The organism is Flavobacterium sp. KKT103 (genome assembly GCF_055640565.1).
The window spans coordinates 2360411-2385237 of the sequence record NZ_CM145766.1; the positions used below are offsets into that span (position 1 = coordinate 2360411).

Below are 24827 nucleotides of genomic sequence, written 5' to 3' on the forward strand. Positions count from 1 at the left end.
TTTGTATACAAATCCATTTGTAATTTATTTAGTTTGCGCTAATAGTTATATTTACAAGAACCTTAACAACTGTTTGGAAGTAGTTTTGGTATCTTTCCTTTTCATTATAAATCACGTCTTATGTCTCAATTTCAAATACAAGCTTTTATACCTCTTTTCTATCTCGTTTGGTCTGATGATTTATTAACACCTTTAGAGTTTACCACGCTTAAAAAATTTATTGAAGAACAAGAATGGTTAACGAAGGTAGATAAAGAAGTGCTACTTTCGAAAATCGATGTTTCTAATCCGCCATCTCGTGAAATCCTTTCGGAATGGAAAAATAGTATTGACAAAATCACTTCTGACAATCCAGAATTAAAATCAATTTATGAAATTGCAGTAGCGCTTTCTAGCGGTAATACTGACGTGAAAAAGTCAGAAGAGTCATTTATGATACTGGAACACAATTTAGGAATTACAAGTGCCGAGGCAATAAGCCATTTCAAACTCAAAATAGATCCTAAAACAGCAACGCACACTGCTCATACAAATTTTGATGTAGCTAAAATTACTTCAATTTTAGATGGAGAGCAATCGCCTATCATGAATAAGGTGAAGGAAATTATTTCCCGTCCTGAGTTTAAACTTGAAACAATAACCAATACTGCGGAGTATCGCGAGCATGTTATGCAATGGTCTAGGATTTTAGCAAAAGAGGGCTTAGGTAGTATGGCATACCCTAAGGAACATGGCGGAGGAGATAATATTTTAGATTATTTTGCCATAATGGAAACATTGAGCTACCACGACTTGAGTTTGGTCATAAAATTTGGAGTGCAATTTGGATTATGGGGAATGAGTATTCATTCTTTAGGAACGGAGAAACACTACGCCAAATATTTAAGAGATATAGGGAGCTTAAAATTACCGGGCTGTTTTGCTATGACAGAGACGCACCACGGATCTAATGTAAAAGGTTTAGAGACTACGGCAACTTATAATCATACACATCAAACTTTTACGGTACACACGCCACATCCTAAAGCACAGAAGGAATACATAGGTAATGCTGCTGTGCACGGACAAATGGCTACCGTTTTTGCTAAGCTTATTATCGACGGTCACGACTATGGTGTAAATGCTTTTATAGTGCCGTTACGTGATGAAAACGGAACAATACTAAAAGGAATCACGATTGGTGACTGTGGACATAAAATGGGACTAAATGGTGTGGATAATGGTACTATTCGTTTTGACAGTGTCACTATTCCAAAAGAGAACATGTTAGACCGCTTCGCCTCGGTAAACGAAAAGGGTGAATTTATGAGTCCAATTCCTAGTGATAACCGACGTTTTTTCACGATGCTAGGAACTTTGGTTGGAGGACGTATAGGGATTCCGCGTTCTGCTTTGGCTGCAGCCAAAACGGGACTTACGATTGCAATAAAGTACAGTGATCAACGACGTCAATTTGGACCCGAAGGCGGATCAGAAGTACCCATTTTAAATTACCGCATGCACCAACGTAGGTTGTTAATTCCGCTTGCAAAAACCTATGCGATTCATTTTGCTTTACAATACCTGACGGACCGATTTACAAAAAGGTCAGAGAGCGATATGCAGGAAATCGAGGCACTAGCGGCTGGTTTAAAAGCGTACAGTACCTGGAACACCACAGCAACATTGCAAGAGTGTAGAGAAGCGATCGGAGGGAAAGGGTACTTATCTGAGAATAGAATTGATGCTTTAAAGAATGACACCGAGATTTACACCACTTTTGAAGGCGACAATACGGTACTGATGCAATTAGTTGCAAAAAGTCGTTTATCTGAATTTAGGAAATCGTTTGTCGAAAAGGGATCACTGGCAGTCATCAATTATGTGTATGAAAATGCCAAGACTGCCATTTCAGAAAAAAATCCTATTGCGATTCGGAACACAGATGAAGCACATTTATTAGATGGCGCCTTTCATTTACAAGCGTTTCAGCACCGTGAGCAAACCATCGTAGCATCAGCGGCGCGACGCATAAAAAAATTAATTGATAGCGGTATGGATGGTTACGATGCCTTTAATGTGGTGCAACACCAAATGATCGATTTGGCGGGAGCACATTTAGACAGAGTGGTATTAGAGCAATTTCAAATAGCTATTAGTACAGTTGAAGATGCGGATGCCAAAGCAATTTTTAATCAGTTGTGTCAATTGTATGCCCTTTCCCAGTTAGAAAAATACAAAGGTTGGTATTTAGAAGATGATTATATGGAAGCCGTGAAAACCAAAGCCATTAGGAAAATGGTTAATCAATTGTGTTGGGATTTACGTCCAGATGCTGTTGCTTTAGTCGATGCCTTTGCTATTCCAAATTCTTGTTTGGGTGCTTTAATTGAGCAGGTAATTGTAAAGGGGAGAGAAGTTTTTGGTGTATAGATTAAGGAATAGTTTTAGTAGGATTGCTTCGTTTCTCGCAATGCCTTTGTGGTTTTGTTTATGCACATTTGTCATTCTGACGAAGGAAGAATCTCTGCATGTAGTTAGGCTTCAAATTATGGATTTGATTTAGTAGGATTGCTTCGTTCCTCGCAATGACTCTGTGGTGTGTTTTTGTTTATGCATAATTGTCATTCTGACGAAGGAAGAATCCCTATTGGTATTGAGGCTTCGTATTAAGTAATTGTTGTAGTAGGATTGCTTCGTTCCTCGCTATGACTATGTGGTGTGGTTTTGTTTATGCACATTTGTTATTCTGACGAAGGAAGAATCTATGTTGGTAATCAGGCTTCGCTTTATGAATTTATTTTAGTAGGATTGCTTCGTTCCTCGCAATGACTTCGTGGTGTGGTTTTGTTTGTACAAAATTTTCATTTTGACGAAGGAAGAATCTTTGTTTGAAGTTAGGCTTCAAATTATGGATTTGTTTTATTAGGATTGCTTCGTTCCTCGCAATGACTTTGTGGGGTGGTTTTTTTTATACATTTGTCATTTTGTAGAAGGAAGAATCTTAGTTTGTAGATAGGCTTCGTATTAAGAAATTGTTTTAGTAGGATTGCTTCGTTCCTCGCAATGACTTTGTTAAATGTGTTTGCGTTAATAGCCCTGATCGTCGCGGCATCCTCGCAGTGAAACGGAGAGATACAGCAGAGAGCAGGAGGGAATGTTAATTGAAAACCAATCGTCTGCTTCCCCAAAAAAAACACCAGCCTCTCGACTGGTGTTTTCTTACTACAATATAAAAACTATTCTGGAATGAGTACTGACTGGTTTCTAAAAACCAATTCGTCATCAAAAGCATCTAGCAAAATGATACTGTCTGTAGTGATAGCACCCGAAAGAATTTCCTTCGATAACTTATTCAGTACTTCTCGCTGAACAACACGTTTTACAGGACGGGCTCCAAATTGTGGGTCATACCCTTTTTTGGCTAAATAAGCTACTGCTTGCGGCGTAGCGTCCATAGTAATCCCTTGTAGGGCCAACATTTTAGTAACCGATTTGAGTTGGAGGCCTACAATTTTGGCAATATTTTCGCTTGATAAAGGGGTAAACATCACGATCTCGTCGATACGGTTAATAAACTCTGGACGTACGGTTTGCTTTAATAAGCTTAGCACATCGGCTTTGGCTTCCTCGGTAACGTCCTCGATACTTCCCTTAATATTATCAAATTTATCCTGAATAATCTGACTTCCCATATTAGAGGTCATAATGATTATAGTGTTCTTAAAATCGGCTAGACGCCCTTTGTTATCTGTTAATCGTCCTTCGTCTAGTACTTGCAATAAAATATTAAAAGTATCTGGATGTGCTTTTTCGATCTCATCAAGCAAAATTACAGAATATGGTTTTCTACGTACAGCTTCAGTCAATTGTCCGCCTTCGTCATAACCTACGTATCCTGGAGGTGCACCTACTAGTCGGCTCACGCTGTGTCGCTCTTGGTACTCACTCATATCGATGCGCGTCATGGCGTTTTCGTCGTCAAAAAGGTATTCGGCTAGGGCTTTGGCCAATTCGGTTTTTCCCACACCGGTAGTTCCTAGAAAAAGGAAGGTTCCCACGGGTTTGCGCATGTCTTGCAATCCTGCACGAGAACGACGCACGGCATCACTCACGGCCTCAATTGCTTCCTCTTGACCAACTACTCGACGGTGTAATTCTTCCTCTAGATGAAGTAATTTTTCGCGCTCGCCTTGTAGCATTTTCATTACTGGAATTCCGGTCCATTTCGCTACTACTTCGGCAATGTCCTCGCGTGTTACTTCTTCTTTAATCAGTGAGCTTCCGCTAGATTGATTTTCTAACAGTTCTTTATGTAAAACGTCCAAGCGCTCTTGGGCTTCTTTGATTTTTCCGTAACGAATTTCGGCTACTTTTCCATAATCGCCATCACGCTCTGCACGCTCTGCTTCGTATTTATAGTCATCGATTTCGGTTTTAATAGCTTGCACATTATCGACCACATCTTTCTCTGATTTCCATTTGGTATAAATAATATTGCGCTCTTCTTTTAGATTAGCCAACTCCATACCCAAGACTTTGAGCTTACTCTCGTCTTTTTCGCGTTTGATAGCTTCAATTTCGATTTCGAGTTGCATCACTTTTCGGTCTAAAACATCTAATTCTTCGGGTTTAGAGTTAATTTCCATTCGGATTTTAGAAGCCGCTTCGTCCATTAAATCGATCGCTTTGTCTGGAAGAAAGCGGTTGGTAATATAACGCTCAGATAATTCGACAGCTGCGATAATTGCTTCGTCTTTTATTTGGACTTTATGATGTGTCTCGTATTTTTCTTTAATCCCACGGAGAATAGAAATCGCACTTTCGGTATCTGGTTCATCGATAATAATTTTCTGAAAACGACGCTCCAAGGCTTTGTCTTTTTCAAAATATTTTTGGTATTCATCCAAAGTCGTTGCTCCAATAGCACGAAGTTCACCACGAGCTAAAGCGGGTTTTAAAATATTAGCCGCATCCATAGCGCCTTCACCACCACCAACACCTACAAGGGTGTGGATTTCGTCAATAAAAAGTACGATATCGCCTTCGGCAGCGGTTACTTCTTTCACTACTGCTTTTAGTCGTTCTTCAAATTCTCCTTTGTATTTAGCTCCTGCGATAAGCGCTCCCATGTCTAATGAGAAAACAATTTTGTCTTTCAAATTATCAGGTACATCGCCATCTACAATACGGTGTGCTAAACCTTCGGCAATGGCTGTTTTACCCACACCAGGTTCACCCACAAGCATCGGGTTGTTTTTAGTTCGACGAGTCAGGATTTGCAAGACACGACGAATTTCTTCGTCACGGCCAATCACAGGATCTAATTTTCCTGCTTTGGCTAATTCGTTGAGGTTTTTAGCGTACTTGTTTAATGAATTATACGTTTCTTCGGCTGATGCTGAGGTTACTCGTTCGCCTTTTCGCAGTTCGTCGATGGCTGCTTTTAAACCTTTTTCGGTTACGCCTTGGTCTTTTAAGATTTGAGAAACCTTACTCTTTGATGCGAAGATAGCTAAGATTAAATGCTCGATCGAAACAAATTCATCGTTCCTCTTTTTAGCGATAGTTTCTGCATCGTTCAGTGTGCTGTTAGCTGTTCTCGAAAGCAGAATTTCACCTCCGGATACTTTTGGAAAACTCTGTATTTCGCTATTCAAAATTTGGATAAACAAGGGCACGTTGATATTTAATTTTTTCAAAATAAAAGGCGCTACGTTTTCGTCAACTTCAAAAATCGATTTGAATAGATGTTCGTTTTCTATTTGTTGCTGCCCGTATTCTTGAGCCATTTGCTGGGAGCGCTGAATGGCTTCCTGCGATTTAATGGTAAATTTATTTATGTTCATAATTGTATATTTTTTATGTAAGCTACTTGTTTTTTAATTTCAAAATAATCAGAAGCTACATGTATTAGTAATTTGTTTTATCTTTGTTTACGAATCATCAATTTATATTCCATAGCGAAATTACAGACAAAATGGCTTAAAATAAATGATTTTTATCATATAACACAGTCAAAATGACTGAAATACCGACAAATTATGAGTTTTTTAAAAAATATTTTTGGGAGTTCAGAGAACCCAAACGAATCCAATATTAAAATGGATTGGGAACCATTGAATCATATTTCTCAGTTAGATGAGATTGTAGCAGCTTCAAATGAAAAGCCAGTGGCTATTTTTAAACACAGTACACGCTGTAGTATTAGCCGTATGGCTTTGAAACAATTTGAAAATGAATTTGATTTTCCAGAAAAGGTAACGCCTTACTTCTTAGACTTGATTACTTTTCGAGACGTTTCAAATGATATTGCGAGCCGTTTTGGAGTGCAACATCAATCGCCTCAATTGATTTTGATAAAAGATGGAAAAGCGATTTATGATGCTTCGCACAGTGATATTGATGCTGGAGCATTGAAAACTAAAGTTTAGTTTTTATCAAAAACATTAAAACTGAAGCCCCAAATTCACCTATGCTGTTTGTGAATTCGGGGCTTTTTTTTATTTATTGTTGAAGTAAAAACATTTTAATAGGCCTGGTTCATTTTTTCTTTAATCTCCGCTAAACAAAGGTTGTTAATACTTCCTTCGTGTGTGTGTTTAGTTTCTTTCGGGCTTTCATAAGTTCCGTTTTCTAGTTGTTCAGCGACAGCTTTATAGGCGTCTCTAAAAGGCATTCCTGCCACTACCATTTCATTTAAAGTGTCTACGGTAAATAAATAGTTGTATTTTTTATCTGCTAGAATATTGTCTTTCACTTTAATGTCCTTGATCGAAAAAATTGCGATATCTAAACACGCCTGTAAATTTTGAATTGCCGGAAACAAGCCTTCTTTTAAAAGTTGCAAATCTCTGTGGTAACCACTTGGTAAATTATTGGTGATTAATGTGATTTCATAAGGCAAAGCCTGAATTTTATTGCATTTCCCACGAATTAATTCGAATACATCAGGATTTTTCTTGTGCGGCATAATGCTGGAACCTGTGGTTAAATGCGCTGGTAGGCCGATGAAATCAAAATTCTGACTCATGTACACACATACGTCCATAGAAAATTTGGCTAGTGTTGCGGCTACGCTACTCATGGCGAAAGCCAAGGTTTTCTCCGATTTTCCACGGCTCATTTGAGCGGCAACTGAATTGTATTTTAAGGTATCGAAACCGAGCTCTTTTGTAGTGAATGTTCTGTTGATAGGGAAGGAACTACCATATCCTGCAGCGGAACCTAGTGGGTTTTGATCCACTACTTTTAAAGCTGCATTTAACATCGTAATATCATCGATTAAAGTCTCTGCATAAGCTGAAAACCACATCCCAAATGATGATGGCATAGCGATTTGCAGGTGCGTATATCCGGGTAATAAAACGTTTTGGTATTTCTCAGCCGATTCCATTAACAAATCAAACAATGCTTTTACCTGCTCTTTCATTTCGATCACGACCTCTTTCAAATATAAGTTGACATCAACTAAAACTTGGTCGTTACGAGAACGTGCGGTATGAATTTTTTTTCCGGCATCGCCCAGTTTAACGGTTAGTAAATATTCGATTTTGGAGTGTACATCTTCAAATGAATCTTCGATTGTAAAGTTTCCTGCAGCTATATCGGTAATAATATCATTTAATGCCGCTACAAGCGAATCAGTTTCAATTGTTGTTAGTAAACCAATGCTTCCTAACATTTTGGCGTGAGCAATAGATCCTAAAGCATCATATTTGGCTAAAACCAAATCTAATTCTCTATCGTTACCGACGGTGAATTGTTCGATTTTTTTGTCTGTAGGTATTCCTTTTTCCCAAAGTTTCATATCTATTTTGTTTCAGGTTTAAAGTTTCAAGTTTCAAGTTTTCGATTGAAGCTTAACTATTGTTTTTTATTTCACGGAGTTACTCAGAGGTTGCTCAGAGAGTCGCGAAGTTTTATTTTATGTTTTGGTTTCGCAGAGGTTCTTAGAGATTAGTCAGAGAATCGCGAAGTATTATTTTATATTGTTGTTTCGCAGAGGTTCTCAGATGTTGCTCAGAGAGTCGCGAAGTTTTATTTTATGTTGTTGTTTCGCAGAGGATCTCAGAAGTTACTCAGAGAGTCGCGAAGTATTATTTTATTTTGTTGTTTCGCAGAGGTTCTCAGAGGTTACTGAGAGAATCGCGAAGTTTTATTTTATGTTGTTGTTTCACGGAGTTACTCAGAGGTTGCTCAGAGAGTCGCGAAGTTTTACTATTTCCTATAGAACTACTCCATTTTAGCCCTGATAGCAGCGGCATCCTTTTACTGCTTTCTTTAAGCAGGAAAAGATAGAGCGGATAGCAGGAAATAGCTCCTTATTTTAATAATCTTAGGATAGTTTTACTGCTTTAAAAAAATCGGTTAGTATTTTTATGTACAATTCGATTCCCTCTTCAATTTCGTTAAGATAAATAAATTCATCTGCTGAGTGTGACCGCAGGGTGTCTCCGGGTCCTAGTTTTAATGATTTACAACTCAAAACCGATTGATCCGAAAGGGTAGGAGAGCCGTAAGTTGTGCGACCTAAAGCGATTCCAGCTTGTACTAAACCATGATTTTCAGGTATGGAAGACGAACTTAAATTCATAGAACGCGGCGTTACTTCGGCATTTACATGTTCTTGCACTACCGCCAAAACTTCATGATTGGTGTAGCAATCGTTGACACGAATATCTACTACAATATCACATTCTGATGGAACGACATTGTGTTGTTTTCCAGCATTGATTTGGGTTACAGTCATTTTTACCGGCCCCAGTTGATCCGAAACTTTATCGAATGTATAGTTTTTAAACCATTCCATCACGCGAATTGTTTTATACAAAGCGTTATCCTCATTTTGATGTGCAGCATGACTTGGCGTTCCTTTTATTTTGACATCTAGCACAAGTAAGCCTTTCTCGGCTATGGCCAATTGCATCAAAGTGGGTTCGCCTACAATGGCGCATTCCAGCTCAGGCAAATGTTTCAATACGCTATTCAAACCATTTTTCCCGCTACTTTCTTCCTCAGCGGAAGCTACTATTACTATATTATAGGGTAAATTTTCAATAGCATAAAAATGTACAAAAGTAGCCAATAGCGAAACCAAACAACCTCCAGCGTCGTTACTGCCCAAACCATATAATTTACCATTCTCTATAATCGCCTTGAAAGGATCTTTGGTGTAGGCTTGGTTGGGCCTTACCGTGTCGTGATGGGAATTGAGTAAGAGTGTGGGCTTAGTTTTATCAAAGTTTTTATTGTGCGCCCAGATATTGTTATTTTCTCTTTTAAATGGTATTTCGTTTACAGCGAACCAATTCTCAATTAAAATAGCCGTTTTGTCCTCCTCGCTCGAAAACGAAGGGGTTTCGATTAATGCTTTTAAAAGTGAAATGGCTTCTTGTGTAAGGATTTCGATGTTTTTCATATTTTTTTTATGTCGAATTCTAAAAATGAAATTTTCAGTTTTAAACTAACCATTACGATATTTAGTTCTTTAAGCTTAAAGGCCTTAATCGATTAATGGTGATTTCTATAAAGCAATTGTTGTGCAAATAGCTTCGTTATTTTGTAACATGCTATGGTGACCAATTCGTATTTTTTGAACACCCTTAGACAAGCTGTTAAAACAATTGTCTAATTTAGGTATCATACCAGAATGAATGGCTTTTTCAGACTTTAATTTGGTATATAAATCGCTATTCATTATTTTAATTACTGAGGTGTTATCCTCTGAATTGAACAGAACACCGGGTTTTTCAAAACAATAATTTAAAGTTACTTCGTACATCTCAGACATGGCGATTGCTAATTCACTTGCGATTGTATCCGCATTCGTATTTAATAATTGTCCTTTTTTATCATGAGTGATGGCACAAAAAACAGGTGTAATACCCGTTTCAAGTAGGGTTTGCAACAGCGTATTATTCACTTTTTGCACGTCGCCAACAAATCCATAATCGATAGTAGGGTGGTTTCTTTTTTCGGACTGAATTAAATTCCCATCCGCTCCCGAAAACCCCATAGCATTACATCCATTTCCTTGCAATTGCGCAACACAATTTTTATTAATTTGTCCGGCATAGATCATGACAGCTATGTTTAACATAGGTTCATCCGTGATGCGTCGTCCGTCGACCATTTGAGGAACCAAACCGATGCTCTGTGCCATTTTAGTAGCTGACTTTCCGCCACCATGTACCAAAATTTTTAGACCTTTAATTTTTGAAAAATCGGCTAGAAACTGTTGTAATTCAGCGGCATCATCAATTATGTTTCCACCAATCTTCACTATCGTTAATGGTACTTTATTGTTCATTTTCTAGTATTTTTTGTAAAACTAGTTGTGCTGCGTAGGTTCTATTGTTAGCTTGCTCGATTACAATAGCATTATCGCTGTCTAGTACTTCATCGCTTACAATTACATTGCGTCGTACGGGCAAGCAATGCATGAATTTAGCGTTATTAGTTAAAGCCATTTTTTGGGAGGTTACTGTCCAATTTGGGTCGGTATTGGTAATTTGACCATAGTCAGTATAGCTACTCCAGTTTTTGGCATAGATAAAATCGGCATTTTCAAAGGCTTTATTTTGATCATATTCAATAACCGAATCTTTAGTAATCTCAGGATTTAATTCATACCCTTCGGGATGTGTGATTACAAAATCGGCATCTTGCAATCGCATCATTTCAACAAAAGAATTGGCTACCGCCTGCGGCAAAGCTTTGGGATGCGGTGCCCAAGACAAAACTACTTTTGGTTTATGTGGTGTTTTGTATTCTTCCATGGTAATAGCATCTGCTAGTGCTTGCAAAGGATGACCGGTGCATCCTTCCATATTTACAATGGGCACGGTAGCATATTTTAAAAATCCCGCCAACACAGTCTCGGCATTGTCTTTCTCTTTGTCAACTAATCCAGCAAAGGCACGTACAGCGATTATATCACAATATTGAGAAACGACTTCAGCGGCTTCTTTAATGTGTTCCGAAGCGCCTTGGTTCATGATGGCACCATCTTCAAACTCTAGTGTCCAACCTTCATTAGTAAAATTCATTACCATGACATTCATTCCTAAGTTTAAGGCTGCTTTTTGGGTGCTTAAACGAGTTCTTAAACTAGGATTAAAAAAAAGCATTCCTAAGGTTTTGTTTTTACCTAGCTTTTTACTTTTGAGCGGTTTCTTCTTTATTTTCAAAGCTTGCTTGACCCAGTGGGATAAAGAATCTATGTTTTGAACGGATATGTAATTCATTGTTTTTATTTTTTTTCAACGTAAGCTTCCTACTAGTTGCTGTTTTTTAATTCTGCTAAGGATTCTTGCAATGCTACGATAAAGGTATCGATCGCCGCTGTTGTGATTGTTAAGGGAGGAAGAATTCTAAGTAAATTTTTATTACTAGATCCACCCGTGAAAATATGTTTTTCGATAATCATCTTCTTTCGTAATGCATTTACATCAAAATCGAATTCGACTCCTAGCATTAATCCTCTTCCTTTTACTTTGATAATTTCAGGAATCACTTTTATGGCTTCCATAAAATAAGCTTCTACTTTGCTAGCATTTGCCATCAAATGTTGCTCCTCTATCACATCGAGCACTGCAATACTCGCAGCACAAGCCAAATGACTACCTCCAAAAGTGGTTCCAAGTAAACCAAAGCTCGCTTCAAAATGAGGCGCAATTAGAATTCCTCCTATCGGGAAACCATTCCCCATTCCTTTAGCCATACAGATGATATCGGGTTTGATATCATGAAACTGATGTGCAAAAAACTTCCCACTTCTTCCAAAACCGGATTGTACCTCGTCTAGAATTAATACAACCTCATATTGCTTGCAAATTTTTTCTAATCCTTGAAAAAAGGGAGTGGTTCCTTGATCTAAACCTCCAACACCTTGGATAGGCTCGATAATCACACAAGCGACATCTCCTTTTTTTAGTTCAGCTTCTACCAAATTTAAATCGTTCAACGGTAAAAATGTTACCACTTGTTGTGCGTTAATAGGAGCTATGATTTTAGGATTATCCGTTGTAGCGACAGCAGCCGATGTACGTCCGTGAAAAGCATTGTGAAACGAGATTACTCTTGCTTTATTGGTGTGAAAAGAGGCCATTTTCAAGGCATTTTCATTTGCCTCAGCTCCTGACGAGCACAAAAATAAGCTGTAGTCATTGTATCCTGAGAGTTTCCCTAGTTTGTCCGCTAGTTCTACCTGAAGTGGATTCTGGATAGCATTGGAGTAAAAGCTTAATTTATCTAATTGGTCTTTTACTTTCGCAACATAATGAGGCTGCGTGTGTCCAATAGAAATTACACCGTGACCAGAGTAAAGATCTAAATATTCAATTCCTTTGTCATCCGTAATAATGCAATCTAATGCACTTACAGGCGTGATAGGATATAATGGGTAAACGTCGAATAAGTTCATTGTGTTTTTGTTTAAATGGTTTAAAGTTTCAAGTTATTTTAGTAACCTTAGACTTGAAACAAATTTTTAGAATCCTGATGGCTTTAAATGCAATCCAGTTGTTTCATCAAGGCCAAATAGTAAGTTCATGTTTTGAATGGCTTGTCCTGAAGCACCTTTTACTAAATTATCTATAATCGAAGTGATTAATACTCGATTTCCTTTTTTCATGATGCTGATAATACATTTATTCGTTTGTACTACCTGTTTCATATTGATGTTTGTTGTTGTAACCGTAACAAAAGGTTGGTCTTTGTAAAACGCTTCATATAGTGATACAACCTTTTCGCAATCAGCTTCAACGGTGGTGTATAAGGTAGCAAAAATTCCTCTTGCAAAATCACCTCTATTCGGAACAAAGATTAGTTCTTTATCATATGACGCTTGCAACTGATTTATACTTTGATTAATCTCACCTAAATGTTGATGATCAAAAGCTTTATAATGTGACATATTGTTTGATCTCCAGCTGAAATGGGTTGTTTCTGAAGGGCTAACTCCCGCACCAGTACTTCCAGTGGTTGCATTAATGTGTACGTCGCTGGAAAGCAAATTGTGCACTGCTAAAGGCAATAATGCCAATTGAATTGCTGTTGCAAAACAACCTGGATTTGCTATATAATTTGCATTTTTAATACTAGTTTTATTGAGCTCAGGCAAACCATAAACAAAGGATTTTCCTTCGAATTCTTTATCTTTTAGCAAACGGAAATCATTTCCTAGATCGATAATTTTAGTATGGCTGGCAAACTGATTTTCTTTTAAAAAGGATATTGATTTACCATGACCTAGACACAAGAAAACCACGTTTACATTCGGGTTTATAGTATCGGTGAAATTCATTTCGATATCGCCCATTAGATCGTGATGCGCAACTGACAGCGGTTTTCCAGCATTTGTAGTGCTGTACACAAAATCAAGATTTGCATGCGGGTGAAACATCAATATTCTGATTAATTCCCCTGCCGTATATCCTGAACCTCCTATTATTCCAATATTAATCATAATTGTTTATTTAAAAAGTCTAAAGTCTCAAGTCTCAAGTCCAAAGTCATAAATTTAAATGCGTTGTACTTGCAGTTCTTTCGACTTTATGACGGCTGACTTTTAGACTAAATTAATCGTACGTTTCGTTGTTTACTGATGAAAATATGTTTTGAGCATTACCTAGAATCTTAATGAATCCTTTGGCATCGTCAGAAGTCCAAGCATTGTTCATTTCTCCGTATTGACCAAAACCAGTATTCATTAAATCATTTTCTGATTCGATTCCGTCTAACGAAAAATGATAGGGTTTCAACGAAACAGTGACGACTCCGTTTACCGTTTTTTGAGTGTCTTCAAGGAAAGCCTCGATATTACGCATTACTGGATCTAAAAATTGTCCTTCGTGAAATAGCATTCCGTACCAATTTCCTAATTGTTCTTTCCAGTATTGCTGCCATTTTCCTAAAGTATGTTTCTCTAATAAATGGTGTGCTTTGATAATAATTAGTGGTGCAGCAGCCTCAAAACCAACTCTTCCTTTAATTCCAATAATGGTATCACCCACGTGCGTATCTCGACCAATGGCATAGGCGTTAGCCAACTTTTCTAAAGCAACGATGTTATTAGAAGGTTTGTCTTTTTTACCATTTACAGCAACTAATTCTCCTTGTTTGAATTCTAGGGTAACTTTTTCTTCTCCGTCCTTAATTAATTGTGATGGATAGGCTGCGCTAGGCAATGGTTGACTGGAAGTTAGTGTTTCTTTCCCACCAACACTGGTTCCCCAAAGTCCTTTATTGATTGAATATTGTGCTTTTTCCCATGAATAATGCACGCCATTTTTAGATAAATAATCCACCTCTTCTTGTCTTGACAATTTTAGGTCACGTATAGGAGTGATGATTTCAATTTCGGGAGCAATGGTTTGAAAAATTAAGTCAAAACGAATTTGGTCATTTCCAGCGCCTGTACTTCCGTGCGCAATGGCAGTTGCACCCACTGATTTTGCATATTTTATTGCTTCGATGGCCTGAAACACACGCTCAGCACTGACAGATAAAGGGTAGGTGTTGTTTTTAAGAACATTACCATAAATTAAATATTTAATGGCTTTATCATAGTATTTGTCTACTATGGTTAGGTTAGCGTGTTTTGCACTTCCTAAATCGTAGGCTCTATCTTCAATAGCAGCTAACTCTTCGTCATCGAATCCTCCTGTATTGATTAATACCGTATGAACCTCGTATCCTTGTTCGTTCTTTAAATATTTAAGGCAGTATGAGGTGTCTAAACCTCCACTATATGCTAATACAACTTTTTTCATCTTTTATGCTTTTAGGAGTCTTTGGCTTTAAGCCAAAAACATTAATATTGTAAATTAATCTTCTAAGAAAAGGGCTTGTTTAATTTTTTTCAAACGATTCCATATCCGGACATTAAACGGATGTTTCGGCGGATGCTTTGTTTTTTCTTTTGGGTCAAAAAGCATTCCTGTACACAAACACATTTTATTGTCTTTGCTTTTTAAAATTTCGTAATTAGTACAGGTTTGGCATCCTTTCCAAAAACTAGGATCAGTTGTAAGTTCAGAGAATGGAACGGGTTTGTATCCTAGCTCTGAGTTAATTTTCATCACCGCTAAACCTGTTGTGATCCCGAAAACCTTAGCATTAGGATACTTTTTTAAAGAATAATCAAAAACCTTTGCTTTAATTTTTTTGGCAAGTCCTAGATTTCTATAATCAGGATGTACAATCAACCCAGAATGAGCGACATAGTTACTGTCTTGCCAACTTTCGATATAACAAAAACCGGCTAATTTACCGTTGTCTAAAGCAATAACAGCATCCTTGGTTGCCATCTTTTTTTGGATGTATTCTGGAGTTCTTTTTGCAATTCCAGTTCCTCTTAATAAGGCAGATAGTTCTATAGTATCGCAAATTTCTTGTGCGTACTTAAAATGTTCTTCCTGAGCTATAACAATAGAAATATTCATTTTAAAAGATGAATTTGTTGATTAAAAAATAGGATGAATTTGTTTTGAAAAAAAGATCTTTTATTTCAATACAATAGAGAATAAGAAAACAAGTAGTTGACTTACAGCTAATTGTGGTTAATTTAGTTGTGGTAGTTTCAATGTCGCTAGTATGCACTAGTCCAATGACGAACGAATGTAATTTCAAAATAGTAAAGGGTAAAATGAATAAAATAAAATAGATCTTGGGTACTGTAATTACAGCATCCGCACTACGGGAGAGGTAGCGATTTTATTTGTCCGTGAGGTAGAGGTTGTATGTAAACTCTTTTTATTCATAGTGCAAAAGTACACATAATAACTTTACACTGCGTTGAAATTTAAAATTCTAACAAAATTTTAATGCAGTGTTATTTTTTTTCTGTAAATCGTTTATGGAATTCTACTAATTCCTAGTAAAAGTATTTCGACTTATAATTGCTTTAAATTTTCCTTTTAAGTCTGCGGCAGTGTTGTATACCATTTGCTCATTATTAGGGAAAGGTAACGCTCTACGTTCAAAAGTAGCGTAGTACTCACTTTCGGTTGCTCTACGGTCTCCTTTATATGTAGCATAGGTGTTTTCAAAAACAGATTCAGTTGCTAAAGGGAAACTGTTGAGTAATTGATTGCTTTTTAGGTCAATAAAATTAACGTCAGCAGCAATATGACACGCTTTGAATTGGTGAAATTCATAGATTCTGATTTGAATCGTTTTTAGGTTATCAACCATTACTGGTTTACCAAGACTATCCTTAACCGTTTTTCCTCGGCTATCAACAAGTGCTTTCAAACCGTCTTTTATTTGTTTTTCTTTTACAAATTCTTTTTCCTTTATTTGCTCTGGCGAAATATCAATTTGTTTAAAATTAAGAACTAAACTGTAGTCATAAAGTACGCCTTTTTGAATATTGCTATCAAAAACCATCCACTTTTGGTCTAAACCATAAGTATTGAAATCCATTAATTCTCGTTGTAATTGCAATGGTATAAGTTGGTTGGTATCATTTTGAAGTACTACTTTGACGTAGTCAGTTCCTTTGTTTTGTGCCTCAATCATTAGCTTAGCCGTATCTTTGTAATTAGGGTTAATACGGTTGAGATAGTCTAAATCATCATAAGCTCTACGCGCATTACTTTTACTGTTATTTAAGAGTAAGGCTTTGCTGTTTTCATACAAATAAATTGAAAGTTTTTGTTTAGAGGTAATAATTTCAGAATTGTAATTGCTAAATATGAATTTAGCATTTTTGTTTTCCTTCAATAATTGTAGTGGAAGCAAAGGTGCGATTTGATCTTGACGATTTGCCAATGCAACGTAAGTTGTGTAAATTTTCTCTAAGTTTTGAGGATTCGCTTCTTGCTCCCAAAAACGAATGGAGTTGGTATCTCTTTCTTTTGCTTTGGCGAAAGCCTCTTCCAAAAGGTATACATAATCTTGTTTGCCTTTCGCATTTTTATTAGAACGTAGGCCATCTACAGCGCGGCTAATTGCAGCATCATAGTCGCCTTCGTTTACTAAATTTTGAGTGTTTTTGATACCACAAGAGTGGATGAATAAGACAACAACGAATAAGAGTAAAGATTTTTTCATAGCCTAAGATTTAAACAAATGTATTTTATATATATGAGGAATTCAAAATTGATGCCATAAAAAAACCATCAAATAATTTTGATGGTTTGATTTTTTTATTGGATCGAACTAGTGTCCGCCGCCTTCTGATTCTACTTCTAGAACTCCTTGTTTTCTTAATATTTTAGGACAATAAAAACCGTAAAATCCTAAATATGCAAATCCTAAAAGTGGCACAACATAAGAGAAATGCGTCCAAGTAATCCCTAAAATACCGTCAGCATGAGTTAAATCATAATCGCAAATTTTACCTTGTAGTAACGGAATCACACCACCACCAAGTATCATCATGATTAAGAATGAAGAGGCTTTTCCAGTGTTTTTTCCTAAACCAGCGATAGCTAAATCGAAAATAGAAGGCCACATGATTGATAAAAATAAACCTCCTGATATAAAGAAGAATTTAGCTATTTCAGTATCAGTACACACAAGTCCAGCTACCATCATTACTAGTCCGGATATACCAAAAAGCATTAATGTTTTACCTGCATTTTTACCACCTATGAAACTCACTCCAATAAACAATAAAATCCAAATTGGGTAAATATAAAATGAAGAAACCTCATGACCAGCAAAAACATTTGCTCCAATAATAACTCCAAAGGCTAAAGCAGGAACAATAAATTTTAAAGCGGTATTGACTAAAGTAGTTGTATTAAAAACATTTACTCCACCGTTCCAACGACCAATCATTAAACTTCCCCAATACAAGGCTATAAAAGGTGAAATCGCATCTTCTAATATACTTCCAAATTCGGCTGTTTTTAATAAAGCGGGTAGATTACTAATTATCGTAACTTCAGTTCCTACATAAATAAAAATTGCCAACATACCAAGGTATAACTGAGGGTAATCTAAAATTCTGAATTTATCACTACCATCTGTTACTACAGATTTTTCGATTTTTGCAGGGTTTTCGATTTTAGAAAAATTCATAAAAACGGCAACAACAATAAATGCAATACCCAATATGATAAAAGGTAATTTTATGTCTTCAAGCGAAAGAGTTGTTTTTTTATCATTTCCCATTCCAAATAAAGCAATTCCAAGTAGTATGGCTCCAATTGTTGTTCCAAAGGAATTGATACCACCAGCTAGTGTCAAACGGTGTGCACCTGTTGCAGGACTTCCCATTTTAATAGCAAGGGGATTGGCAACAATTTGTTGGATAGAAAAACCTAGACCTACAGTAAAAAGTGCGGTTAAGAAAAAAGGAAAACTTTCCATTGATGCTGCGGGAACAAATAAAAACGAACCAATAGCTGACAACACTAATCCAGCAGACAGTGTTTTTTTATATCCAAATTTTTGTAAAACATCGACCTTTAGCGAAATCAAGAAGAAGATGATTGATCCTACGAAGTAAGCAACATAAAATGCCCAAGCTACTAATTGGGATTGTACTTGTGAAAGTGTAAATACTTTTTTAAATACGGGTATAAGAATATCATTGGCGGATCCCACGAATCCCCAAAAGAAGAATACAATGATTAAGGAGATGAATTGACCCCATTTAGTTTGCACATTTTCTGTTTCCATGCTTTTTAAATTTTTTAGTTTGAAATCTCGGTTTAGTAATAGTTCAACGGTAAATGTATATTTAAAGCGAATTAAAAAAAAATATATTTTAAAAAAAGCAGTTAAAATTATTAAATGTTCATTTATTGTTCTGTTTCACTTGTTTTAGTAGATGAATTTCAAAAGAATTATCATTTATTTTTTTGTAGAAATGTATCGTTTGGATGATTTTGTGTTTCTGTTAATCCGTATTTTTTTTGTACTTTTGCACAAATTTTTTAAAAGATATTCATGTTAACAGTTAATAATTTATCAGTTCAGTTTGGCAAAAGAATTTTGTTTGACGAAGTAAATACAACCTTTACACACGGTAATATTTATGGAGTTATTGGTGCTAATGGTGCTGGAAAATCTACTTTCCTCAAAATTATTTCGGGTGAAATGGATCCTACTTCAGGTCACATTCATTTAGAGCCTGGTAAACGTATGTCGGTTTTAAACCAAAACCACAATATGTTTGATGAGCATACGGTGTTAGAAACCGTTATAATGGGTAATAAAGTATTGTACTCAGTTAAAAAGGAGATGGACGAACTTTATCTTGATTACAATGACAAAAACGCAGATAGAATAGGGGAATTGCAAGTGCAATTTGAAGAGATGAATGGTTGGAATGCTGACTCAGATGCTGCTTCAATGCTATCCAATCTTGGAATTACTGAGGAACACCATTACACCTTAATGGCAGATCTAGAAGGAAAAATAAAAGTTCGTGTCCTTTTGGCGCAAGCTTTATTTGGAAACCCAGATTTACTGATCATGGATGAGCCGACCAATGACTTGGATTTTGAAACTATTGCCTGGTTAGAAAACTTTTTAGCAAACTATGAAAATACGGTAATTGTTGTTTCGCATGACCGTCACTTTTTAGATTCTGTTTGTACACATATATCTGATATCGATTTTAGTAAAATAAATCACTACTCAGGAAATTACACTTTTTGGTATGAGTCTAGTCAATTAGCAGCTAAACAACGTGCACAACAAAACAAAAAGGCAGAAGAGAAAAAGCAGGAATTAGAGGAATTTATTCGTCGTTTCTCTGCGAATGTGGCGAAGTCTAAACAAGCTACTTCACGTAAAAAAATGATCTCAAAATTAAATATTTCAGAGATCAAACCATCAAGTCGTCGTTATCCAGCAATTATTTTTGACCAGGAGCGCGAAGCAGGAGATCAAATTTTGAATGTGCAAGGACTTAGCGCTTCTATTGAAGGAGAGGTTTTATTTAAAGGTGTTGATTTAAATATGGCCAAAGGAGATAAGATTGTTCTTTTCTCAAAAGACTCTAGAGCAACCACTGCTTTTTATGAGATTTTAAATGGTAACCAAACTGCAGATGCTGGAAGTTTTGAGTGGGGAGTTACTACCAATCAGGCGTATTTGCCTGTTGAAAATCATTCTTTTTTCGAAAGTGATTTATCATTAGTAGACTGGTTACGCCAATGGGTAAAGACAGAAGAGGAACGCGACGAGGTGAACATTCGTAGTTTTCTTGGTAAAATGATTTTCTCAGGAGAGGAAGCCTTAAAAACATGTCGTGTATTGTCAGGAGGAGAAAAAGTACGTTGTATGCTTTCGCGAATGATGATGGAGAGAGGAAATGTATTGATGATCGATGAACCAACCAATCACTTGGACTTGGAGTCGATTACGGCTTTTAATAACTCTTTAAAGAATTTTAAAGGATCAGTTATTTTTACAACACATGATCATGAATTTGCTCAAACCGTTGGAAATAGAGTAGTAGAGTTAACACCAAAAGGAGTTATTGATAGCTACATGACTTTTGATGAATATCTTGATGATGAAAAGATACAAGAGCTACGTGTTAAGATGTATGCTAAATAATAGTAATTTAGTTTAAAATGTGAAAAACTCCTAAAGTAATCTTTAGGAGTTTTTTTTATTATTTTTTTCCAAAAAGTTTGCTGGCAATAAATAAAATAATCGCTAGCACAGCAACTACTATAAATATACCAACGCCCATTCCTGCTTTAAAAATTCCTCCAATAAGTTCACAACTGGTAAATGAAATTAATACTACAAACAGCATTAAAATTCTTGTAATTTGATTTTTCATGATAGCTAGTTTTAATGTTAATAACGCTTGATGTAAAATTACTTTTGATGTCTTGATTATTTATTACAGAATTTCGTTAAACAATTGTGATATTATAAGATGGTTAGTATAAAATAAAATGATAAATGATAATTTGGAATTCGTATATTTGTCAAACCAACACAATTCATTATCATGACCGAAAGAGTATTGCTTAATTCAAAAGAAGTAAATGTTATTTTACATCGTTTAGCATGCCAATTGATCGAAAAGCATTTGGATTTCTCCGATACTATTTTAGTGGGAATTCAGCCGCGAGGTACTTTTCTCGCTGAAAGGCTTAAAACTATTTTAGAGACGGAGTACGACACTCCCGAGATTAAATTAGGATACCTAGATATTACTTTTTTTAGAGATGATTTTCGAAGAACGGATAAACCTTTAGAGGCTAATAAAACCAAAATTAACTTTATAGTTGAAGATAAGAAAGTCATTTTTATAGATGATGTATTATTTACGGGAAGAAGTATTCGTTCCGCTTTAACGGCGATACAATCCTTCGGACGACCTTCAGAGATTGAATTACTGGTATTAATAGACAGAAGGTTTAGTCGTAATTTACCAATTCAGCCTGATTATAGAGGCCGACAGGTAGATGCTATTAATGGTGAGAAAGTTAAGGTAAGTTGGATAGAAAATGAAGGTGAAGATAAAGTATACTTGATTACTAATTAACTTTAATCTTTATCAAAACAGTTTTAAAAATAATAATCTTAAGATAAAATGAAAGAATTAAGCGTGGATCATTTATTAGGTATCAAATACATCAACAAGAATGATATCGACTTAATTTTTGAAACTGCTGACCATTTTAAAGAGGTTATAAATAGACCTATTAAAAAAGTCCCGTCATTACGAGATATTACTATCGCAAACATTTTTTTTGAAAATAGTACGCGAACTAAGTTATCCTTTGAGCTTGCTCAAAAAAGACTTTCGGCTGATGTCATTAGCTTTTCAGCAGCACAGTCATCAGTAAAAAAAGGAGAAACACTCATAGATACCGTGAATAATATACTTTCTATGAAAGTTGACATGGTAGTAATGCGTCATGCAAATCCTGGAGCGGCTTATTTTTTGTCTAAAAATGTAAAAGCAAGTATTATAAATGCGGGCGACGGTGCTCACGAACACCCAACGCAAGCTTTATTAGACAGTTACTCTATTCGAGAAAAATTGGGTGAGGTAGGAGGAAAGAAGGTCGTAATTGTTGGAGATATTTTACATTCTCGCGTTGCTTTGTCAAATATTTACGCTTTGCAAATGCAGGGTGCCGAGGTTAAAGTTTGTGGACCTAAAACGTTACTTCCTAAATACATTGAATCATTAGGGGTACAAGTGGAGCCTAATTTGCGAAAAGCTTTAGAATGGTGTGATGTGGCTAACATGCTTCGTGTTCAAAACGAACGGATGGATGTAAACTATTTTCCTTCGACTAGAGAATATGCGCAGCAATACGGTCTAGATAAGACATTATTAGATTCCTTAAATAAAGAAATAGTAATCATGCACCCTGGTCCCATAAATAGAGGAGTCGAAATAACATCGGAAGTGGCAGACTCTAACCAATCAGTAATATTGAATCAGGTTGAAAATGGTGTTGCGATCAGGATGGCTGTAATTTACTTATTAGCATCAAAAATTCAATAAACAAAGTCAATAGACTAAATCGAAATTATTTAAATAGTATAGTATTCAAGTATGAAAGTGAGTGAGAAAGGACATTCGGTAATAATAAAAGATACTCAAGGTGACTTTAGTTCATTTTTGATCAAGTTAACGAACCAATATAAGACGTATGAATCGCTAAACATTATTATTGATTTATCAAAATACGATAATTTGACTATTGCAGATATCAAACAATTCTCCCTTTTGTCCAAACAACATAAAAAGGCAAAGAAATCTTTTGTAGTAGTCGTTTTAAACTTGGATTTTAACGCAGTACCGGAGCAATTAACAGTTGTGCCGTCGTTGCTCGAGGCACATGATATTATTGAAATGGAAGAGATCGAACGAGATCTAGGATTTTAGAAAAGTAGGCCTGACATGAATTTTTACACTAGCACTAGAAAAAAGACTATTTTTTGTTGGGCTGTAGTTCTAGCTTCTTCACTTTTGTTGATTGGAAATATAATTGATTAGTAAATGATATGAGTCATTTTATGGGAATCACCTCAAAAATATTGGTCATCATCGCTATGATTTTACAAATTAAAACATTTAAAAAGGAAGTGTAGTTAGTGAAAAGGTAATTCTCATTACCACGTATTGTAGAATCCGAATTCTGTTTTTGTTATAATAATTAACTAAAAAAATCAATTGAAGATAACTATACTTGGCTGTTATGCAGCCACTCCTCGCACATTTACAAATCCTACTTCACAGGTTTTAGAAATCAAAAACAGATTGTTTTTAATTGACTGTGGCGAAGGCACTCAGGTGCAATTAAGGAAAAATAAAATAAAATTCTCTAAGATTAACCATGTCTTTATTTCTCATTTACACGGAGATCATTTTTTCGGACTTATTGGATTAATTTCGACTTTTACTTTATTAGGACGTACTACAGACTTACATATTTATGGTCCAGTTGGAATAAAAGAAATAATTACACTACAACTACGAATAACTGATTCATGGCTCAACTACACGTTACATTTTACCGAATTGTCAAGCAAAAGTAGTGAACTAATTTATGAGGATGATAAGGTTAGTGTGAGTACAATTCCGTTAAAGCATCGAATTTATACAAATGGATTTTTGTTTCGCGAAAAAATCGACAAACGTAAATTAAATATATCTGCAGTTACCGATTTTGAAATTGAGTCGTGCTACTTCCAAAATATCAAAAACGGAAAAGATATAACACTTGATGACGGTAGAATAATCCAAAATAGCCAACTAACTTTTGATCCTATTGCACCTAAGAGCTACGCTTTTTGCTCTGATACTGCCTACAGCGAAGAAATTATACCACTTATTAGTCAGTGTGATGTGCTTTATCATGAAGCGACCTTTTTAGAATCAGAAACGCTTTTGGCAAAAAAGACCAAACATTCAACAGCTATTGAGGCAGCAACTATAGCGCTTAAAGCAAAAGTGAGTCAGTTAATTTTAGGACATTATTCAACAAGATATGAGAATATTACACTTTTTAAAGAAGAGGCGGAGACTGTTTTTCCAAATGTTCTCCTAGCAGATGATGCAAAAACTTTTGATTTTGTTGACCAGTAAAATAGAAAATAGTACTAATAAAAAATAGGAATATGGAAGATTTAAGTAATTATAGAAAATCATATGACAAAAGTGAATTGCTAGAGAGCGCAATTCCTGCTGATCCGATACAGCTCTTTAAACAATGGTTCCAAGAAGTAGAACAATGTGGAGGAACGGAAGAAGTAAATGCAATGACGGTCTCTACTATCGGACAAGATGGCTTTCCTCGATCTCGAGTAGTATTGCTAAAGAAATACACTAAGGAAGGCTTTGTCTTCTATACCAATTATAGTTCTGATAAAGGAAAAGCAATTGAAAATAATCCAAACGTATGTATTTCTTTTTTTTGGCATTCAATGGAACGTCAAGTAATCATAAAGGGGATAGCTGAAAAAGTTACTGCAACTGATTCGGATACTTATTTTAAATCACGTCCTGTTGGGAGTCAGTTGGGTGCCGTTGTTTCAAATCAAAGTGAGGTTGTGCCATCTCGTGATTTTTTAGAAGATAAGTTGCATAGGCTAGAGAGGGAGTATGACGGATTACTTATACCAAGACCTGATCATTGGGGTGGATATATAGTCAAGCCTGTAGAAATAGAATTTTGGCAGGGTAGAGCGAATAGGTTACACGACAGAATTCGGTTTACAACCCAAAATGAGATAAATTGGAAAACAGAAAGATTAGCGCCTTAATGTAAGAAAAATATTTTCTTTTAAGTAAAAAGATGTAGTTTATCGATTTTATTTGCTTTTTATCTGTATATTTTGATACATTTGAAAAGAAATAAAAAACAACGATTTATAATCTAAAGAAGTTTGCCCCACAA

General features: G+C 35.9%; 20 protein-coding genes. 8 read left to right on the plus strand and 12 right to left on the minus strand.

Going from position 1 to position 24827, the window contains the following annotated elements:
* Positions 1–120 precede the first annotated feature (120 nt).
* Positions 121–2412: an acyl-CoA dehydrogenase family protein gene (locus ACZ2G0_RS10160; RefSeq protein WP_470307539.1), complete on the plus strand. Its 2292-nt coding sequence runs from the start codon at positions 121–123 to the stop codon at positions 2410–2412.
* 806 nt (positions 2413–3218) lie between these two features.
* Here ACZ2G0_RS10160 and clpB read toward each other — a convergent pair.
* Positions 3219–5828 (minus strand): ATP-dependent chaperone ClpB, encoded by a 2610-nt coding sequence (clpB, locus tag ACZ2G0_RS10165; RefSeq protein ID WP_470307540.1) that lies wholly within the window; start codon positions 5826–5828, stop codon positions 3219–3221.
* 195 nt (positions 5829–6023) lie between these two features.
* Here clpB and ytxJ point away from each other — a divergent pair, with 195 nt between their 5' ends.
* Positions 6024–6413 carry a bacillithiol system redox-active protein YtxJ gene (gene ytxJ, locus ACZ2G0_RS10170; RefSeq protein ID WP_470307541.1) on the plus strand — a complete coding sequence of 130 codons (390 nt, stop codon included), beginning with the start codon at positions 6024–6026 and terminating at the stop codon, positions 6411–6413.
* 95 nt (positions 6414–6508) lie between these two features.
* Here ytxJ and argH read toward each other — a convergent pair whose 3' ends face one another.
* From argH to ACZ2G0_RS10220, 10 genes are all read right to left on the minus strand, one after another.
* Positions 6509–7789, minus strand: coding sequence for an argininosuccinate lyase (argH, locus tag ACZ2G0_RS10175; RefSeq protein ID WP_470307542.1), 1281 nt, complete (start codon positions 7787–7789; stop codon positions 6509–6511).
* 528 nt (positions 7790–8317) lie between these two features.
* Complete coding sequence (locus ACZ2G0_RS10180; RefSeq protein ID WP_470307543.1) at positions 8318–9400, minus strand: M20 family metallo-hydrolase; 1083 nt, start codon at positions 9398–9400, stop codon at positions 8318–8320.
* A gap of 105 nt (positions 9401–9505) precedes the next feature.
* Positions 9506–10291, minus strand: a complete 786-nt coding sequence (gene argB / locus ACZ2G0_RS10185; RefSeq protein WP_470307544.1) for an acetylglutamate kinase — start codon at positions 10289–10291, stop codon at positions 9506–9508.
* Entirely contained in the window at positions 10281–11228 is a 948-nt protein-coding gene (locus ACZ2G0_RS10190) for an N-acetylornithine carbamoyltransferase (RefSeq protein ID WP_470307545.1), read from the minus strand. Before ACZ2G0_RS10190 ends, argB begins: the two co-directional genes overlap by 11 nt.
* 32 nt (positions 11229–11260) lie before the next feature.
* Positions 11261–12406, minus strand: coding sequence for an aspartate aminotransferase family protein (locus tag ACZ2G0_RS10195; RefSeq protein WP_470307546.1), 1146 nt, complete (start codon positions 12404–12406; stop codon positions 11261–11263).
* Positions 12407–12472: 66 nt separating this feature from the next.
* A complete protein-coding gene (gene argC / locus ACZ2G0_RS10200; RefSeq protein ID WP_470307547.1) occupies positions 12473–13450 on the minus strand; it encodes an N-acetyl-gamma-glutamyl-phosphate reductase in 978 nt (325 codons plus the stop codon).
* A 112-nt stretch (positions 13451–13562) separates the two neighbouring features.
* On the minus strand, positions 13563–14756 hold the full coding sequence (locus ACZ2G0_RS10205; RefSeq protein WP_470307548.1) for an argininosuccinate synthase: 1194 nt from the start codon (positions 14754–14756) through the stop codon (positions 13563–13565).
* Between the two features lie 54 nt (positions 14757–14810).
* Positions 14811–15428 (minus strand): GNAT family N-acetyltransferase, encoded by a 618-nt coding sequence (locus tag ACZ2G0_RS10210; protein ID WP_470307549.1) that lies wholly within the window; start codon positions 15426–15428, stop codon positions 14811–14813.
* A gap of 424 nt (positions 15429–15852) precedes the next feature.
* Positions 15853–17040, minus strand: coding sequence for a hypothetical protein (locus ACZ2G0_RS10215; protein WP_470307550.1), 1188 nt, complete (start codon positions 17038–17040; stop codon positions 15853–15855).
* 108 nt (positions 17041–17148) lie between these two features.
* On the minus strand, positions 17149–18618 hold the full coding sequence (locus tag ACZ2G0_RS10220; RefSeq protein WP_470307551.1) for an MFS transporter: 1470 nt from the start codon (positions 18616–18618) through the stop codon (positions 17149–17151).
* Positions 18619–18888: 270 nt separating this feature from the next.
* Between ACZ2G0_RS10220 and ACZ2G0_RS10225 the strand changes: the two genes are divergently transcribed.
* Positions 18889–20508 (plus strand): ABC-F family ATP-binding cassette domain-containing protein, encoded by a 1620-nt coding sequence (locus ACZ2G0_RS10225; protein ID WP_470307552.1) that lies wholly within the window; start codon positions 18889–18891, stop codon positions 20506–20508.
* A 58-nt stretch (positions 20509–20566) separates the two neighbouring features.
* On the opposite strand, the gene ACZ2G0_RS10230 is transcribed toward ACZ2G0_RS10225, so the two are convergent.
* Positions 20567–20740 carry a hypothetical protein gene (locus ACZ2G0_RS10230; RefSeq protein ID WP_470307553.1) on the minus strand — a complete coding sequence of 58 codons (174 nt, stop codon included), beginning with the start codon at positions 20738–20740 and terminating at the stop codon, positions 20567–20569.
* 174 nt (positions 20741–20914) lie between these two features.
* On the opposite strand from ACZ2G0_RS10230, the gene pyrR reads away from it, so the two are divergent.
* The 5 genes from pyrR to pdxH all read left to right on the plus strand — a co-directional run bounded on the left by pyrR (position 20915) and on the right by pdxH (position 24693).
* Positions 20915–21454 carry a bifunctional pyr operon transcriptional regulator/uracil phosphoribosyltransferase PyrR gene (gene pyrR / locus ACZ2G0_RS10235; RefSeq protein WP_470307554.1) on the plus strand — a complete coding sequence of 180 codons (540 nt, stop codon included), beginning with the start codon at positions 20915–20917 and terminating at the stop codon, positions 21452–21454.
* A gap of 48 nt (positions 21455–21502) precedes the next feature.
* The gene (locus ACZ2G0_RS10240) at positions 21503–22429 is read left to right on the plus strand and encodes an aspartate carbamoyltransferase catalytic subunit (RefSeq protein WP_470307555.1); all 927 of its coding nucleotides are present in this window, start codon (positions 21503–21505) and stop codon (positions 22427–22429) included.
* A 51-nt stretch (positions 22430–22480) separates the two neighbouring features.
* Complete coding sequence (locus ACZ2G0_RS10245; protein ID WP_470307556.1) at positions 22481–22813, plus strand: ribonuclease Z; 333 nt, start codon at positions 22481–22483, stop codon at positions 22811–22813.
* A 288-nt stretch (positions 22814–23101) separates the two neighbouring features.
* Positions 23102–24016 carry a ribonuclease Z gene (locus ACZ2G0_RS10250; protein ID WP_470307557.1) on the plus strand — a complete coding sequence of 305 codons (915 nt, stop codon included), beginning with the start codon at positions 23102–23104 and terminating at the stop codon, positions 24014–24016.
* A 32-nt stretch (positions 24017–24048) separates the two neighbouring features.
* Positions 24049–24693: a pyridoxamine 5'-phosphate oxidase gene (gene pdxH / locus ACZ2G0_RS10255; RefSeq protein WP_470307558.1), complete on the plus strand. Its 645-nt coding sequence runs from the start codon at positions 24049–24051 to the stop codon at positions 24691–24693.
* Positions 24694–24827 lie beyond the last annotated feature (134 nt).